A 16,415-nucleotide genomic window follows, 5' to 3' on the forward strand; every position below is an offset into this window, starting at 1 on the left:
TTTCGGTTATTGGGATTTTACGGCTTGCACGCGGGCTCTGCTTTTCCGGTTTTTCAAGTAATAAGCGCTGTAGCAAACGGCCATAAATGCAATCCCGCAATAAAGGGCGATGGCCTGGTTCGGATCAAAAGCGATGCCGATACAGGAGGCGAGGCACAGGAGAAAGGCCGCTATCGGTACGGCCGGATATCCCGGTGTCCTGTATTTCAAGTCTGAAAGCTGGTGCCCGTCTGTAAGAAACCGTCTTCGGAACAAAAATTGCGATGCGGCGATGCTCATCCACACAGCCACTACCGCAAATCCTGAGACGGAGACGAGAACAAGATAGACTGTATCCGCTGCAAATACGCTTGACAACAACGACAGAATGCCGCCGATCATACTGAAGATCAGAGCGTTAAAAGGAATGCCTTTAGAGGTCAGCCTGGCAAAGGCGGGATGAAGCTCCCCTTCTTTAGACAGGGACCACAGCATACGTGATGACGCGTACAGCCCTGAATTGGCCGCAGACAGAAGCGCCGTTAAAATGACGAAATTCATCAGATCGGCCGCATAAGGCACGCCGACTCTGTCAAATACCGTGACAAACGGGCTTTCAATCACACCGGCTTCCTTGATGGAGATCATCCCTGACAGCACAAAAATCGTTCCGATAAAGAAAAGCGCCAGCCGCCAGACTGTGGTCTTAATGGCGCGCGGAACGGTTTTTTCCGGATCGGCGCTTTCTCCTGCGGCGATTCCGATCAATTCCGTCCCTGAAAAAGCAAAGTTTACTGAAAGCATCGTCATCAGTATCGGGAAAAAGCCATTTGGAAAAAGGCTGCCGCCATCCGTAAAGTTCGACAGCATAGGTGCGGCCTCACCGCTTTTCATCGGGACGATGCCGAACATCGCCGCTCCGCCCAATAAAATAAACAGTAAGATGGCTAAGACTTTAATGCTTGAGAACCAAAACTCCGATTCAGCAAAAAATTTCACGGAGAAGGCGTTTAATAAAAAGATGAGAAGAGCGAATACCGCACTCCACATCCAAACCGAAGTATGCGGGAACCAACGCTGCATGAAAAGCCCGGCCGCCGTGAATTCAGAGCCCAGCGCCACCGCCCACGTCAGCCAGTACAGCCATGCGACCGTAAAGCCTGTCGCCGGCCCGATATAGGTCTTCGCATAGGTGTGGAATGCGCCCGTCACCGGCATGGCCACTGACAGTTCACCGAGGCAAAGCATGACAAGATAGACAATGCCCGCTCCCAAAAGGTAAGCGAAAATGGTGCCCGCCGGACCCGCCTGATGAATGGTATACCCAGAGCTTAAAAACAGCCCCGTTCCGATCACACCTCCGAGTGATAGCATAAAGAGGTGTCTGCTTTTCATACTTCTCTGAAAATTCGTCTCGTTCTTGTTGTTCATTGTTTTCCAACTTTCTGCGAGGGCCGTCCTAATAAAAAATCTCATGCCGGCGAACGGCACGAGATTCCGGCGAACCGGCTTTTTGAATAGAATATACAAACTATTCCGATTAGTCAAGTTGTTTTTAAGGTCTTGGCCCAATCGGCAATGGCCTGAATGTCCGCGGGTTTCGTCCGGCAGCAGCCTCCGATCAGGCTCACGCCGTTTTCGTACCAGCTTTGCGCGCTTTTTCCGAAATGGTTTTCGCACGCTGCGCCTTTCCAGGTTTTTGTCACTGGGTCATATTGTTCGCCAGAGTTCGGATAGGCGATAATCGGTTTGGACGTTGCCCGTTTGATTTCTTGTACCAGCTGCGGAATATGTTCGATCGGTGTACAGTTGATGCCGATCGCTGCGATTTGGCTGCAGTAGCCGAGCAGGGCCGCGCATTCGGAAATAGGCGTGCCTTCGCTGATATGCCGTCCGTCTTTGGCGCTGAAGCTGATCCATGCATAAGTGCCGGGGAATTCCTCCAGCAGCCTTGTGATCGCTTTTGCTTCTGACAGGCACGGAATGGTCTCACAGGCCAAAAGATCGGCGCCGGATTCTATGAGGGCTTTCATCCGGGGGCGGTGGAAGCTGATCAGCTCATCCTCCGTCAGTCCGTAATGCCCGCGATATTCGGAGCCGTCAGCGAGGCTCGCGCCGTAAGGTCCGATAGAAGCGGCAACCAAAGGTTTGGGCCGGTGTAAACGGTTTTCTTCATGCGCCCAAAATTCATCGCGTGCTTGTGCGGCAAGTTCAACAGATGTCTGAATGAGACGTATTGCATCTGTTTCAGGGATGCCGCGCGCTGCAAATCCTTCGATTGTCGATTGATAACTGGCGGTGATCGCGCAATCAGCGCCGGCGGCAAAATATTCTGCATGCACCTGTTTGATCAGTTCCGGTCTCTCCAAAAGAATTTTGGCCGACCACAGATCGTCATGTAAATCACAGCCCATCCGCTCAAGCTCGGTTGCCATCGCGCCGTCTATGATCATCACCGGGTATTCATTTAATATTTGTGTAATGGGATTCATAGGCCTTCCTTTCTGACTTTACTGAAAATATATAAAAAGGGTAATGGACGCTATTCTCTTTGTCAATGAACCGGCAGAAAAAAGGTGTTCAGGACGCTGCCCGAACACCTTTTGTTTAGGAAATGTGTTTGCCTTTCGCGCTTTTCGCGATGTCTGAATACTCCCAGCAGTCGATCCCGTCATCATCAGGGAGCACATCTCTGTAAAAGACGGGGTCCTTTCCGGCTTTCTTTTGCCGGACATAATCGCTCAAAGCGGCAAACGCTTTTTTCGACAGAAGGAAAATCGCGATTAAGTTCACGACCACCATTAAGCCCATGAACAAGTCAGCCATATCCCACACAAGCTGGACTTTGGAAATACAGCCGAACAGTACCATTCCGAGCACACAGATGCGGTAAATGAACAGCCATTTTTTATTCTGGCTTAAAAATCCGATATTGGTTTCTCCGTAATAATAGTTGCCCATCAGAGCGCTGAAGCCGAACAAAAGCATTAAGACGGCAAGGAAACCTGACGCCCACGCGCCGACATGATCGCTCAAGGCGGCCTGAGAAAGCGCGATGCCGCTCAGTCCCGGCTGGTGATACGCGTCTGAAAATAAAATGATAAGCGCCGTGCTTGTACAAATGACGAGCGTATCCGTCAGGACGCCGAATGCCTGAATGAGCCCCTGTTTCACCGGGTGGCTCGTCGTAGCTGTCGCCGCCGCGTTCGGAGCGCTTCCCATACCCGCTTCATTTGAGAAAATCCCGCGTCTTACACCTTGCATCAAGGCCGCACCTAAAGCGCCGCCCGCTGCCTGATCAATTCCGAACGCATTTTTTACGATTAGCGACAGAACGCCGGGCAATTGGGTGATGTTCGTCAGAATGACAAAGAAAGCGACACCGATATATAAAACGGCCAAAACGACTACGATGTATTCCGCCATTTTAGCAATCCGTTTGACGCCGCCGAAGATTACGCCGCCGAAAACCAAGATTAAAATAATGCCCAATGTAAGCCGGCTGGTGCCGAACGCGTTTTGAAAGGCGACGCTGATCGTATTGGATTGAACGGAATTAAAAACAACCCCGAATGACAGTGTGATTAATACGGCGAACAGCGCGCCCATCCAGCGTTTCTTCAGTCCCTTTTCCATGTAATAGGCCGGGCCCCCGCGGAATCCGTTTTGATCTTTTACTTTATAAATTTGGGCCAGCGTGCTTTCAACAAAGCTTGAAGCCGAACCGATGACTGCGATAATCCACATCCAGAAAATAGCGCCCGGACCGCCGAGTGCGATCGCAATGGCGATTCCGGTAATATTCCCGGTTCCGACACGCGCCGCCATACTGATGCAAAATGCCTGAAACGGGGAAATGCTGTTTTTTGTCCGGGCGGCCGCGCCTTCCTTCAAAACCCGGATCATTTCCTTCAGCATGCGGACTTGCAGACCCTTTGATCTGAACGTAAAAAATAGTCCCAGAGAAAGAAGCAGTACGATTAACAGTTTTGACCATAAAAAATCATTTGCCGAGCCGATTACATTTTCAAGGAATTCCTGCATCCAATCACCTCTTGGTTCGTTTGATTAAAAAATACTGAGCTCCCACTCCTGTGCGATATGTTTCAGCAGCATGCCGCCGGTCAGGCTGTTGCCGTATTCATCAATGGCCGGACCGTAAATGCCGATGCCGCAGCCGTTATGAAAAGGCTGTTCTCTTCTGGCGCTTGGGGGAACCAATGCCATAATGCCGCCGGATACCCCGCTTTTGGCCGGGACGCCGACGAAAGCCGCATATTTGCCTGACGCATTGTACATCCCGCATGTCAGCATCAGGGCTTTGGCGAGTTTCGCGACATCTTTCGGAATGACCTGTTCCCGTCGGATCGGATGGTAGCCGTCATGCGCAAGTATCAATCCGATTAAAGCGATGTCCTCGGTTGTACCCTCCATGGCGCACTGCTTTAAATACACTTCAAGCGTTTCTTCCACATCCGCCTCGAGAAAGTTCGTTTCTTTTAAATAGTAGGCGAGCGCTCGGTTCCGATGCGCGGTCTGCCATTCAGAACGGAAGACCTCCTCGTGAATGTGAGGGCGTTTTCCTATTAATTTTTCAAAAACGGAAAAGAGATATTCTAATTTATCATGCGCCGTTTCACCCGGAAGCAGCGAGGCGACGGTAATGGCGCCGGCATTGATCATCGGGTTGAAGGGCTTCCCGGGTTTATGGATTTCAAGCCGGATGATAGAATTAAACGCATCACCCGTCGGCTCCACATCCACACGATCCAGCACGTAAGAAATGCCTCTGTTCATGCAGGCGGCAATAAAGCTGATGACTTTTGAGATGCTCTGCAATGTGAACGGGACATTCCATTCACCGGCATGAATCATTGAGCCATCCGGCTCTAATATGCAAATGCCCAGCTGAGAGTCGTTGATTTCTACGAGGGCGGGTATATAATTTGCGCTTTTTCCATTGACGGAAAACGGTCGGTAATGCTCCACCCAATCTTGTAAAAGTGAAGCCAGTTCCTCTTTTTCAAGGCGCTCTCTGACCATATCTTTCATAACATTCCTCCTCTATTGCAAGCCTGTCCGAAGCGGAAACCGGTCTTGGAAAACGTTTTCAAAAATAGCGTGTTCCATGTTAATGTATAATGACATCTACAGAATCATACAAAATACGACAAAATCATTCTTAAAATAAGCCGATAGATTTATAAATCAGCCGGAGTGTCCCGCCATTCGGGTCTAAAGAAATTTGCGGACTGTATCGGTCTTGTTCAAAATAGACAGAAGAAGGAAGTGATTATGATCAGGCTCGACTATTTACTGAAAAAAGACGGCTATCTTTTCGCCCTTATGCTGATCACCGTGCCGCTGGCGGGGGAACTGAAATTTTACCCCCTGAATGAGGTATATCGGATCAGCTTCGGCGCCCCGGCTTTTTTCTTTTTTCTGCTGCTGCTTCGGCATGTGCCGGCAGTATTGTCAGGGCTGTTGACAGGTGCAGCCGTTGTGGCATTCCGGATCGGCCTGGCGTGCTGGGGAGGAGAGCATGCCGGCTTTACGGAGGCTTTTTTCAGCCAATATCCCAGTTTCTTTTTTTACTTTACATATGCCTGCTTGTTTTATGTGCTGAAGGTCAGGCTTTTTTGGGATCGGCCGCTGATGATCGGGTTTCTCGGTTTTCTCATTGAAATTGCGTCCGATGCCGTTGAAATGACGGTTCAGTTTTCCGGCGGCCGGCAGATTATGATGCCGGACAAGCTGGCGGATATTGCGGTTATCGCTGTTTCTCACACATTTATTGTGCTGAGTTTTTTCAACGTGATGAAGCTGCACGAATCTCAGGTCAGGGAAAAACAAACGAGAAAGCAGCATGAGCACATGCTGATGATTGTGTCTAACTTATATGAAGAAACGATTCATTTGAAAAAAACGCTGAAAACGACGGAGCATGTGACGAAAGAATCCTATCAGCTGTATCGGGAAATGAGCGGGAACGACCGGGAGCTCGGGAGCCGAATGCTGCGCCTTGCGGGAGAAATTCATGAAGTGAAAAAAGACAATCAGCGAATATTCGCCGGCCTGTCGAAGCTGATTTCCAATGAGAGATTCCGGGATTACATGAATGCCGCCGCTCTGGTCGGCATCGTCATCCGAATCAATGAAAAATACGCCGAATCTTTAGGCAAGGACATTCAATTCCGGAGCGTGATTGAAGGAGAGCATCCCGATTATCACGTCTTTACCGTCTTGTCGATCTTAAATAATCTGACCGCCAATGCCGTCGAAGCCATGGGTGACAGGGGTGAGATCCGCCTCGCGCTGCGCAGGGCGGAGGGGGAGATGGCCGAATTTGAGGCGGAAGATGACGGTCCCGGCATTCCGGAAAAAATCGGAGAGGTCGTTTATGATCCCGGATTTACGTCCAAATACGATGAATTCGGCACACCTTCAACGGGCATCGGGCTTACTTACGTGAAGGAAATCGTAACTGAACTTGACGGAGACATTTCCTTTCATAACAAGCCAAAAGGCGTCATATTTACGATTAAACTGCCGGTGAAGCATTTGATTGCAGAAAGGATGAACTCATAATATGCGTTTTTTTATAGCTGATGATGACCGGGCGATCCGTTCCATTTTAAAACAGATGATCGAGGACGAGGACTTAGGCGAAGTCGTCGGTGAGGCAGAGGACGGAAGCCAGATTGAAGGGCATTATCTCCATTTTAAACAAGTCGATATTTTATTAATTGATCTGCTGATGCCGGGGCGGGACGGGATTGAGACGATCCGGCATCTTCAGGGGTCGTACAACGGAAAAGCGGTGATGATATCGCAGGTGGAGGCAAAGGAAATGGTGGGAGAAGCTTATTCTCTCGGCATCGAATACTTTATCCACAAACCGATCAACAAAATCGAGATCGTCACCGTTTTGCGAAAAGTAAAAGAGCGGATTGAACTGGAAACTTCGATCGGCGACATCCAACATTCGTTAAGCCGTCTTATTCAGCGGAATGAGCCGAAAAAAAGCGGGCCGGGGGGGATGCATGAGAAATCAATCAAAGAAACAGGAAAATTTCTTTTATCGGAATTAGGCATCGTGGGAGAAAGCGGGGCGCATGACCTCATGGCCGTCCTTCACTATTTATTTGAGGATGAACAGGCGGAAAGAAACATCCCGTCTTTAAAGCAGATGTTTACAAACGTCGCCATCCGGAAGCTGGGGCCTGCGGCGGCACAAGCCGAGGTTAACAGGGAAATCAAAGCCTCGGAACAGCGGATCAGAAGGGCCGTCATCCATTCGTTAAACCATTTCGCCTCATTGGGCACAACGGATTTTTCAAATCCCAAATTTGAATATTACGCCTCGAAATTCTTTGATTTCCCCGCTGTCAGCAAGAGAATGAAAGAAATGCAGGCTAAGGAAACCGTGCCGCTTTCTCCGGTTAAAGTGAATATGAAAAAATTCATTCACGTCTTCTTTTTAGAGGCGAAAGATTTACGCGAAGGATCAAAGTTTGTCAGCGGAGGCAGCCGGTAAGCTGGCTTTGGAAAAGATGGCAAACGTGGATAAAGTACAGTTCGTACTGGCCTGATTTTTCCGCGCTGATCCATGGCATGCACCCTCCGCATATTTTTGTAAACGAAAATCAGCATGTGACAGAATGGCAGGCCGCTTACCCTGTGGAAACGGCGAAGTTCGCGCTTCAGATGGGGCAAGAGGAGCATATGCAAATGGCGCGGGACATGCTCGGCCTGTCCGATCCGAAAGGTTATTGACTTCCGCCGGATGACAGCGTATGATACATTTTAAAATAAAAGAACGGATGAACAATGCTGAGGAAGAGTAAGTACGCATCAGCGCGCGGGGTTCAGAGAGTCGGTGGCCGCTGTGAACCGATCCCCGTCCGGTGCCGAATGGGCTTCTGAATTGCTGCGCTGAAATGACAGTAGGCGGTGCCGGGATTCTTTCCCCGTTATCAAGAAAGGAGTATTGAAACCGTGTGTTTCTGTACTTTTTGAGAGAATGGCTTTTCAGCCGTTAATAAAGGTGGCACCGCGAAAACCTCGTCCTTTGATGGACGGGGTTTTTTTGTGTTGTTAAGGAGGTGATGGCCATGGAAAGTGACTGGAGACGGACAGACAATCAAAAAAGGAGGGATATTCGTGGTGATCGCAACCGACGATCTTGAGCTCACGTGTCCGCATTGTGAGGGAACCGGCCAGGAGAAGGAAGGGACGCCCTGTCCGAAGTGCGGCGCGAAGGGCGTCATATTGACCGCTCAAGGAAACACGCTGCTGCATTTTATCAGAAAGCATATTGATCAGTGAAATCAAACGAATAAGGCCGTTATCCGGCCTTCAGGCTGTCGAGAAAATCTCGACAGCCTTTATTTTTCACTTAAAATATCCATTCCCCTGTCATAAAATAAAAGAAAGACAGAAAAAATGGCTTTCTCATGTTCCGCACAAGAAATTTTTCTCAAAACACAGCCGAATTCATTCTGTTTGACCAACTCGTCGAAGAGGATCACCTTCTTCGAAAAATTGATAAATACATAGACTTCTCTTTCATCGTTGAAAAGGTCAAACCTTACTACAGCGCTCACTTGATCCGCTGATCTTATTCAAAATGATGTGGAAGATTGCCACATACCCAGCCAAGCAAGGCTAGGCATGTGGGAGTGCTTTTTCTGCACCTGAAATCAAATGAATATGTGAAGAAACAGCACAAAACAAAAAAGCTTGCAGAAAAACATCATTTTCTCTACAAGCTGCTTTTTCATTCTTCAAAATAAGGATTCACATGGATGAGCACTTCTTCAACATCTGAGAAGTGTCTTTTGATTTCATTTCTGATTTCGCGGGCAATATCGTGTCCCTGCTTAATCGTCAAATCATGATCCAAAGATAACCGGACATCAAGCAATTTATAGTGGCCGTGTTCTCTTGCTCGGATTTATCGAGCCGTTTGACTTGAGGGCAATGCAAAATAACCGCTTTATATTCCTCTATCAGTTCGGGATCAACACTTTTTTCCATGAGAACGTCAACAGACGGCCTGATTAATTCCATTGAAATCTTAAAAATGAGGTACGCCACGATGACACTGGCAATTGCATCGGCGTACAACAGATAGGACCATCCGTATGTGTTCCCGATAATCGCCAATAGGACGCCGATAAAAGCGGCAAGAGAGGCAACGATATCGCCTTTATGATCGTATGCAATCGCTATAATCGCTTTACTGTTCCATTTTTTCCCTTGTTTGATCGAATAACGATATAAGATCTGCTTAGCCACGTAGGATATCAGAGCCGCAAAAAATGCGCTGTATTGCGGGATGCTTGGACCTTCAACAAAGGACGAAATCGCTTCTATTAGAATATACACGGAAACGAGCACTAATATGATTCCTACAATCGCTTCGCTGATGACCTCAGCTTTGCCATGCCCGAAAGGATGGTCTTGATCGGGCGGCTTATTAGAAATGCCGATGACGGCCAGAACAGCAATTGAAGCCACGACATCCGCTGCAGAATGTATACCGTCGGCAAAAACTGCTTCACTATCGCCTATCAGTCCAAAAAAGATCTTTCCTGCCATTAAGATCAGATTGGCTATCAATGCAATCAAAGCAACTTTTTTGCTTATTTGTTCTCTTTCACTTGTCATTTTTTCCTCCTATAAAACTGCACAAAAAAATAGGGGCGCTTTTGATTCGCTCTCCGTATCCTTTCTTGTGTAATCACTTTGCTTATCGTACCAATTCAGTTTCGAGTGGGTCTATAGCAAGGTTGTTTCCTGTTTACTAATAAATAAGGTGACAGAAAAAAAGTTGGAGCAGGGCTAAACAGTACACAGACAAAATGGCGCTGAATTTAAAAATGAACTGTTGACATTTGAGTATTTATCTTTTATTATTATCTCGAATTCAAGATTTTTTAATTCAAGATAATTTAATTAGAGTGCAGGATAAGAACCTGCCGATCGTTTGATTCACGAAAAGATCAGTGAAGAGAACGTTTCGTTTTTTAATCATACATTATTTGATTTTTTATACTATAATACCTCGAATTCGAGATAAAAGGGGTACGAGAGAAATGGCTGAATTTGTACAGCTAGTGAATGAAAGAAGATCTGCAAGCAACTTTCTTCCAGAACATCCAATCACAAGAGATGAGCTCAACGAAATGTTTGAATTGGTTGCGTTGGCTCCATCAGCTTTTAATTTGCAGCATACAAAATATGTGACGGTTCTTGACCCGGATGTAAAAGAAAAGCTGAAGCAGGCCGCAAACGGACAATATAAAGTGTTTAGCTCATCAGCGGTTCTTTTGGTTTTAGGGGATAAGCAGGCATATCAGCAAGCGGCTGACATCTATGAAGGATTGAAGCTGCTTGGGGTATTAAATAAACAAGAGTATGATCACATGGTTCAAGACACCGTTTCGTTTTATGAAAACAAGGGAGAACCATTTAAGAGAGATGAGGCGATAAGAAATGCTTCACTTTCTGCGATGATGTTTATGCTGAGTGCTAAGGAAAAAGGCTGGGACACCTGTCCGATGATAGGGTTTGATACTGAAGCCGTGAAACAGATTTTGAAGATGGATGATCAATTTGAAGTTGTCATGATGATTACAATCGGTAAAGAAAAAATAGAAAGCAGAAGGCCGCGCGGCTACCGAAAGCCTGTGAATGAGTTTGTGGAGTATATTTAAATATTTGTAAAGGAGCGGATAAAAATGGCTAAAAAAACGATGGGAATCCATCATATTACAGCAATTGTCGGTCACCCTCAAGAGAATGCTGATTTCTATGCTGGAGTGCTGGGGCTGCGATTGGTCAAGCAAACGGTCAATTTTGATGATCCGGGTACGTATCACCTTTATTTTGGGGACGAAGGCGGGAAGCCGGGAACAATCATCACATTCTTTCCGTGGGCGGACGCCCGTCAAGGCATCATTGGAGACGGACAGGTTGGCGTGACATCTTACATCGTGCCGAGAGGTGCTATGGCATTTTGGGAAAAGAGACTTGAAAAGTTCAACGTGCCATACACAAAAATCGAGCGTTTTGGAGAACAATATATAGAATTTGATGACCCGCATGGCCTGCATTTAGAAATCGTGGAAAGAGAAGCAGGGGACGCCAATACGTGGACTTTCGGAGATGTAACCCCGGATGTTGCCATTAAAGGTTTTGGCGGTGCAACCCTGTTATCAGCACAGCCTGAAAAAACAGGTGAATTGCTGGAAAACATGGGGCTTGAGCGAGTCGGCAAAGAAGGAGACTTCGTTCGTTATCGTTCTGCCGGTGATATCGGAAATGTGATTGATCTTAAATTAACGCCTATCGGCCGCGGACAAATGGGTGTCGGCACGGTCCATCACATCGCTTGGCGGGCTCAGGATGACGAAGATCAATTAGATTGGCAAAGATTCATTGCTGCGAACGGATATGGTGTGACTCCTGTTCAGGATAGAAACTATTTTAATGCGGTTTACTTCAGAGAACACGGGGAAATCTTATTTGAGATCGCAACTGATCCGCCGGGCTTTGCCCATGATGAGTCACAAGAAACAATGGGCGGAAAATTGATGCTCCCTGAGCAGTATGAACCGCACCGGGCTCATATTGAACAAGGGCTGCTGCCGTTTGAAGTGAGAGAATTAGATTGATTGATAGATGAACGTGAAGCATGAAGAAAAATAATAAGACATACATTTAACAGATGTTTGCTGGAAGCGACTGTTGGTAAACAAGCTGCCTTGCAGCACATCATATAATATGAAAAATAAGGAGAGATAAAAATGGAAGATGCAGGACTATTACTTATTCGAATCATGATTGGTGTGGTGTTTCTGTTTTATGGATCACAAAAATTATTCGGCTGGTTTGGCGGATACGGGATTAAAGGAACCGGACAATGGTTCGAGTCAATTGGAGTTAAACCAGGCAATGCCGCGGCCGCTTTATCAGGTCTCGGGGAACTCGCAAGCGGAATTTTATTTATTTTAGGTGTATTCCTCCCGCTTGGAGCTGCTATTATAACGATCATTATGTTAGGTGCCATTGTAAAAGTTCACGGAGCGAAAGGGTTTGCGAACGGTGCCGGCGGTTTTGAATATAACTTGGTGCTGATTGCAGTCTCCATCGGAGTTGCACTCATCGGTTCAGGGGCGTACGCTTTGCATTTTTAATATAAGTATCTAAGAACAGTTACTGAAAAGCGGTAACTGTTCTTTTATTCTTCAAGCACAACGTTAAGGTGCTCTGAACAGCAAAAAAGCGGATATGATCAATATAAATGTGTATAGTGAATGTACGAGTATTGATGAGCTTGGTCATGAAAGACGAGCCGATTTGAAGGAGGATTTTGATGAAAGAGCTGACAGACTTACATTCATTAGATTCTATCGAGAATTTTATTAAGCAGCATCAATTCAGTTTTATCTACATTTCAAGACCCGCCTGTACAGTATGTCACGCTGTTCTGCCGCAGCTCAGAAAAGTATTGGATCAGTTTCCGAATATCAAATTGGGGCATACCAACGCTGACGAGGTAGAAGAGGTTGCCGGCAGATTTTCAGTCTTCACTGTCCCCGTGCTTCTTTTGTTCATTGATGGGACTGAGTTTCTGAGAGAAGCCCGCTTTGTTCATTTTGAACAGCTCGAAGAAAGGCTGAAAAGGGTTTATCAGTTATATCAAGATGTATAAAGTGTTTATACTTTACAAATAAAAAGCCCCCTTTATGGGGCTCAGGCTGTCGAGAAAATCTCGACAGCCTTTATTTTTTCCTTAAAATATCCATACCTCTGTCATAAAATAAAAGAAAGACTGAAAAAATGGCTTTCTCATGTTCCGCACAAGAAATTTTTCTCAAAACACAGCCGAATTCGTTCTGTTTGACCAACTCGTCGAAGAGGATCACCTTCTTCGAAAAATTGATAAATACATAGACTTCTCTTTCATCGTGGAAAAGGTCAAACCTTACTGCAGCGCTCACTTGATCCGCTGATCTTATTCAAAATGATGTGAAAGTTGCCACATACCAGCCAAGCAAGGCTGGGTATGTGGGAGTACTTTTTCTGCACCTGAAATCAAATGAATATGTAAAGAAACAGCACAAAACAAAAAAGCTTGCAGAAAAAACATCGTTTTTTCTACAAGCTGAAGGCCGTTATCCGGCCTTTTTTACGTTATTCGGACCGGGGTTCTAAAAAACGGGACCCGCCCAAGTCTTTTCTCATCAGATAAATATGGAAAAAATATTCTCCGACGGCGATGATGACGGCGGAAATAAGAGCGGCAAACGCCAGTCTTCCTCCGGAAATGCCCATGGACAGCGGCATTCCCATCAGCCAAACAACAAGAAACGCGATTCCGAAATCAGCGGACGCCGCCGTGATATTATTCCATCTCGGAAGCACGTACAGGTCGCCCGTAAAGTAGGAAACGGCTCCCAGCACAATGGTCATCAGCAGCACGTCGCCGAATGTAAAGCGAAAACCTAAGCCGAGTATCAGATACAGAATAATGATGGTCATAATGCCTTTAATGGCAAGCGCTTTAATGTGTTCCATGCGAATTCCTCCTTATGGAAATCATGTTAGTATGTTTCCTCATAACGAGAAATATAAACCCTTTTTTCGTGAACATTTGTTTTCTGGTTTTTGGCTGTCATCACTGGGCCGCTGCTGAATATGATGAAGGGAGAAAATACGGGAGGTGTCATGATGGCAGTCGTAAAAGCATCGAGCGCCGATTTGGATCTAATGGCAAGGCTGCTCAGGGCGGAAGCGGAAGGCGAAGGGAAGCAGGGAATGCTTTTGGTCGGCAATGTGGGAATCAATCGGCTGCGTGCAAATTGTTCTGATTTTAAAGGTCTGCGCACCATCAGGCAGATGGTGTTTCAGCCGCACGCGTTTGAAGCGGTGACTCACGGATATTTTTATCAAAGACCGCGCGAATCAGAGCGGAGGCTTGCCCGCCGGACGATTAACGGAGAGCGGTTTTGGCCGGCTAAGTTCAGCCTGTGGTATTTTAAGCCGCCGGGAAACTGCCCGCCGACTTGGTATGATCAGCCGTTTGTCGCCAGATTCAAATCCCACTGCTTCTATCAGCCGACAGGTGAAACGTGCGAAAACGTGTACAATACATTTTAATCCCTGGCGCACCGTTCTTAGAATGAACGGTGTTTTTTTAATTTTTTGTGAAGAAAAATAGGAAAAAAGTGCGCTTGACGGATGACAAGCCAAATAGAAACAGAGGGGGGTTTCTCCCGGCGGGGCAAGGTTTGTCGAAACAATGTGAAAAATGTCTCCCGCCGTCCATTTTTCAGCCTTACAAACCCTTCACACTTCTTCATAGCGGTTTAACATTTCTTTTTTATAATAAGGGCGATCAATGAGACGAAAGGGGAACTGACATGACACATGACGGCCGTTTAGATGAATGGATCAAGGAATTGGAGAACAAAAGCTTTCAGAACAATACGTTTGACCGCCGCGCATTTATACAGGGCGCCGGGAAAATCGCCGGTCTTTCCCTCGGGTTAGCGATCGCGCAATCCATCGGCGCGTTTGAAGTGAATGCCGCTCCGAAATTTTCAAACTATCCGTTCACCCTCGGCGTAGCCTCCGGCGACCCGCTGTCTGACAGCGTCATTCTCTGGACGCGTCTTGCCCCTGACCCGCTGAATGGGGGCGGCATGCCGAAGCAGGCCGTGCCGGTAAAATGGGAAATCGCCGCTGATGAACATTTCCGTCACATCGTCAAACGCGGAACGGAAATGGCCAAGCCGAATCTCGGACACTCCGTCCATGTCGAGGCGGACGGGCTCAAGCCCAATAAAGTGTACTATTACCGGTTTAAAAGCGGGCATGAGCTCAGTCCCGTCGGCCGGACGAAAACGCTGCCCGCTCCCGGCGCTGACGTATCCGCCATGACGTTTGCGTTTGCCTCATGCCAGCAGTATGAACACGGCTATTATACGGCGTATAAACATATGGCGAAGGAAAAGCTTGATCTCGTGTTCCATCTCGGAGATTACATTTATGAATACGGACCGAACGAATATGTGTCAAAAACGGGAAATGTCAGGACGCACAGCAGCGCTGAAGTGTATACACTGTCAGATTACCGCAACCGTCATGCCCAATACCGCTCTGATGCCAATCTGAAAGCCGCCCACGCCGCATTTCCGTGGGTCGTGACGTGGGACGATCATGAGGTGGAAAACAATTATGCCAATATTATCCCTGAAAAAGGCCAATCCGTTGAAGCGTTTGTGCTCAGGAGGGCCGCAGCTTACCAGGCTTATTATGAACACATGCCGCTCAGGCGCATGTCATTGCCGAACGGTCCTGATATGCGGCTGTACAGGCAATTTTCTTATGGCAATTTGGCATCGTTCAATGTGCTTGATACAAGACAGTACAGAGATGATCAGGCCAACGGCGACGGGAATAAGCCGCCTTCTGATGAGTGGAGAGATCCGAAGCGCACATTGATGGGGACAGAACAGGAGCAATGGCTGTTCGGAAATTTAGCCGCCTCAAAAGCGAAGTGGAATGTGCTGGCGCAGCAAATCTTTTTCGCGCAATGGAATTTCGGAACAACCGCCAATCCGATATACAGCATGGATTCATGGGACGGCTACCCGGCTCAGCGGGAGCGGGTCATCAATTTTATAAAAAGCAAAAACCTGAACAATGTCATCGTGCTGACGGGTGATGTTCACGCAAGCTGGGCGTCAAACCTGCATACCGATTTTAATCAAACGAATTCAAAGATTTTCGGAGCCGAATTCGTCGGGACTTCCATTACATCTGGAGGAAACGGGGCGGATAAACGGGCCGATACGGATCAGATTTTAAAACAAAACCCGCATATTAAGTTTTTCAACGATTACCGCGGCTATGTCCGCTGTACCGTGACCCCTGCCCAATGGAGAGCGGATTACAGAGTGGTGCCGTACGTGACGGAGCCGGGGGCTGAGGTATCCACGCGGGCTTCGTTCATTTATCAGAAAGACCAGACGGGGATTCGGAAGGTCTCTCAAGCTGCGGTTGCAGGCGGTTTAAAGCAGTCAAACGAGGTGGAAGAGGATCGTTTCTTCGCCCATAACAATGCGCATGAAAAGCAAATGAGAAAGAAACGGGCCAAAATCTCACAATAAGGAGGCACACTCATGTTTTCAAATATCGGCATTCCCGGGTTGATCCTGATCTTCGTCATCGCTCTCATCATTTTCGGACCTTCAAAGCTTCCGGAGATCGGCCGTGCCGCCGGCCGCACGCTGCTTGAATTTAAAAGCGCCGCAAAAACATTGGTCTCGAATGAAGAGCCGGACAAGCAGGCGGCTGAGAAAGACAAAACGGCAGGCTGAATCCTGACATGGGGGCAGACGAATCCGCTTCTGCCTCTTTCT

The 16,415-nt window shown here is 47.3% G+C and carries 15 protein-coding genes, 4 pseudogenes and 1 other annotated feature; of the genes and pseudogenes, 13 read left to right on the forward strand and 6 right to left on the reverse strand.

Annotated elements, in window-relative coordinates:
• Positions 1 to 6: 6 nt before the first annotated feature.
• From SB724_RS14200 to SB724_RS14215, 4 genes are all read right to left on the reverse strand, one after another.
• Positions 7 to 1,410, reverse strand: coding sequence for an amino acid permease (locus SB724_RS14200; RefSeq protein WP_410571624.1), 1,404 nt, complete (start codon positions 1,408 to 1,410; stop codon positions 7 to 9).
• Positions 1,411 to 1,523: 113 nt separating this feature from the next.
• Positions 1,524 to 2,471 (reverse strand): homocysteine S-methyltransferase, encoded by a 948-nt coding sequence (mmuM, locus tag SB724_RS14205; protein ID WP_410571626.1) that lies wholly within the window; start codon positions 2,469 to 2,471, stop codon positions 1,524 to 1,526.
• A gap of 115 nt (positions 2,472 to 2,586) precedes the next feature.
• Positions 2,587 to 4,023, reverse strand: a complete 1,437-nt coding sequence (locus SB724_RS14210) for an alanine/glycine:cation symporter family protein (protein WP_094032888.1) — start codon at positions 4,021 to 4,023, stop codon at positions 2,587 to 2,589.
• Between the two features lie 24 nt (positions 4,024 to 4,047).
• A complete protein-coding gene (locus SB724_RS14215; protein WP_410571629.1) occupies positions 4,048 to 5,031 on the reverse strand; it encodes a glutaminase in 984 nt (327 codons plus the stop codon).
• A 243-nt stretch (positions 5,032 to 5,274) separates the two neighbouring features.
• Between SB724_RS14215 and glnK the strand changes: the two genes are divergently transcribed.
• The 5 genes and pseudogenes from glnK to SB724_RS14240 all read left to right on the forward strand — a co-directional run.
• Positions 5,275 to 6,567, forward strand: coding sequence for a two-component system sensor histidine kinase GlnK (glnK, locus tag SB724_RS14220; protein WP_021495302.1), 1,293 nt, complete (start codon positions 5,275 to 5,277; stop codon positions 6,565 to 6,567).
• A 1-nt stretch (position 6,568) separates the two neighbouring features.
• On the forward strand, positions 6,569 to 7,516 hold the full coding sequence (gene glnL, locus SB724_RS14225) for a glutamine utilization two-component system response regulator GlnL (protein WP_007409014.1): 948 nt from the start codon (positions 6,569 to 6,571) through the stop codon (positions 7,514 to 7,516).
• A gap of 5 nt (positions 7,517 to 7,521) precedes the next feature.
• A pseudogene (locus tag SB724_RS14230) lies at positions 7,522 to 7,755 on the forward strand (hypothetical protein); the annotation flags it as partial.
• Between the two features lie 48 nt (positions 7,756 to 7,803).
• Positions 7,804 to 8,054 (forward strand) — a binding site (T-box leader).
• An 88-nt stretch (positions 8,055 to 8,142) separates the two neighbouring features.
• Positions 8,143 to 8,307, forward strand: coding sequence for a tryptophan RNA-binding attenuator protein inhibitory protein (locus SB724_RS14235; protein WP_032872714.1), 165 nt, complete (start codon positions 8,143 to 8,145; stop codon positions 8,305 to 8,307).
• Between the two features lie 128 nt (positions 8,308 to 8,435).
• Positions 8,436 to 8,617: pseudogene (locus tag SB724_RS14240) on the forward strand (transposase); the annotation flags it as partial.
• 141 nt (positions 8,618 to 8,758) lie between these two features.
• Here the strand turns inward: SB724_RS14240 and SB724_RS14245 are convergent.
• Positions 8,759 to 9,651 (reverse strand): annotated as a pseudogene (locus tag SB724_RS14245) (cation diffusion facilitator family transporter).
• Positions 9,652 to 10,079: 428 nt separating this feature from the next.
• Here SB724_RS14245 and SB724_RS14250 point away from each other — a divergent pair.
• The 5 genes and pseudogenes from SB724_RS14250 to SB724_RS14270 all read left to right on the forward strand — a co-directional run.
• Positions 10,080 to 10,700, forward strand: a complete 621-nt coding sequence (locus SB724_RS14250; RefSeq protein WP_410571632.1) for a nitroreductase family protein — start codon at positions 10,080 to 10,082, stop codon at positions 10,698 to 10,700.
• 24 nt (positions 10,701 to 10,724) lie between these two features.
• Entirely contained in the window at positions 10,725 to 11,660 is a 936-nt protein-coding gene (locus SB724_RS14255; RefSeq protein WP_410571634.1) for a ring-cleaving dioxygenase, read from the forward strand.
• A gap of 132 nt (positions 11,661 to 11,792) precedes the next feature.
• On the forward strand, positions 11,793 to 12,182 hold the full coding sequence (locus SB724_RS14260; RefSeq protein ID WP_007609195.1) for a DoxX family protein: 390 nt from the start codon (positions 11,793 to 11,795) through the stop codon (positions 12,180 to 12,182).
• Between the two features lie 179 nt (positions 12,183 to 12,361).
• Positions 12,362 to 12,700 (forward strand): thioredoxin family protein, encoded by a 339-nt coding sequence (locus tag SB724_RS14265; protein ID WP_057080017.1) that lies wholly within the window; start codon positions 12,362 to 12,364, stop codon positions 12,698 to 12,700.
• 139 nt (positions 12,701 to 12,839) lie between these two features.
• Positions 12,840 to 13,018 (forward strand): annotated as a pseudogene (locus SB724_RS14270) (transposase); the annotation flags it as partial.
• Between the two features lie 164 nt (positions 13,019 to 13,182).
• Here SB724_RS14270 and SB724_RS14275 read toward each other — a convergent pair.
• Entirely contained in the window at positions 13,183 to 13,566 is a 384-nt protein-coding gene (locus SB724_RS14275; protein WP_003156684.1) for a DUF2512 family protein, read from the reverse strand.
• Between the two features lie 153 nt (positions 13,567 to 13,719).
• Here SB724_RS14275 and SB724_RS14280 point away from each other — a divergent pair, with 153 nt between their 5' ends.
• The 3 genes from SB724_RS14280 to SB724_RS14290 all read left to right on the forward strand — a co-directional run bounded on the left by SB724_RS14280 (position 13,720) and on the right by SB724_RS14290 (position 16,373).
• Positions 13,720 to 14,148 carry a cell wall hydrolase gene (locus SB724_RS14280; protein ID WP_224181575.1) on the forward strand — a complete coding sequence of 143 codons (429 nt, stop codon included), beginning with the start codon at positions 13,720 to 13,722 and terminating at the stop codon, positions 14,146 to 14,148.
• A 263-nt stretch (positions 14,149 to 14,411) separates the two neighbouring features.
• Entirely contained in the window at positions 14,412 to 16,163 is a 1,752-nt protein-coding gene (locus SB724_RS14285; RefSeq protein ID WP_021495297.1) for an alkaline phosphatase D family protein, read from the forward strand.
• A gap of 12 nt (positions 16,164 to 16,175) precedes the next feature.
• Positions 16,176 to 16,373 (forward strand): twin-arginine translocase TatA/TatE family subunit, encoded by a 198-nt coding sequence (locus tag SB724_RS14290; protein WP_014469689.1) that lies wholly within the window; start codon positions 16,176 to 16,178, stop codon positions 16,371 to 16,373.
• The last annotated feature ends 42 nt before the right edge of the window (positions 16,374 to 16,415 follow it).

The organism is Bacillus sp. SIMBA_031 (assembly GCF_046535225.1).
Classification (GTDB): Bacteria; Bacillota; Bacilli; order Bacillales; family Bacillaceae; genus Bacillus; species Bacillus velezensis.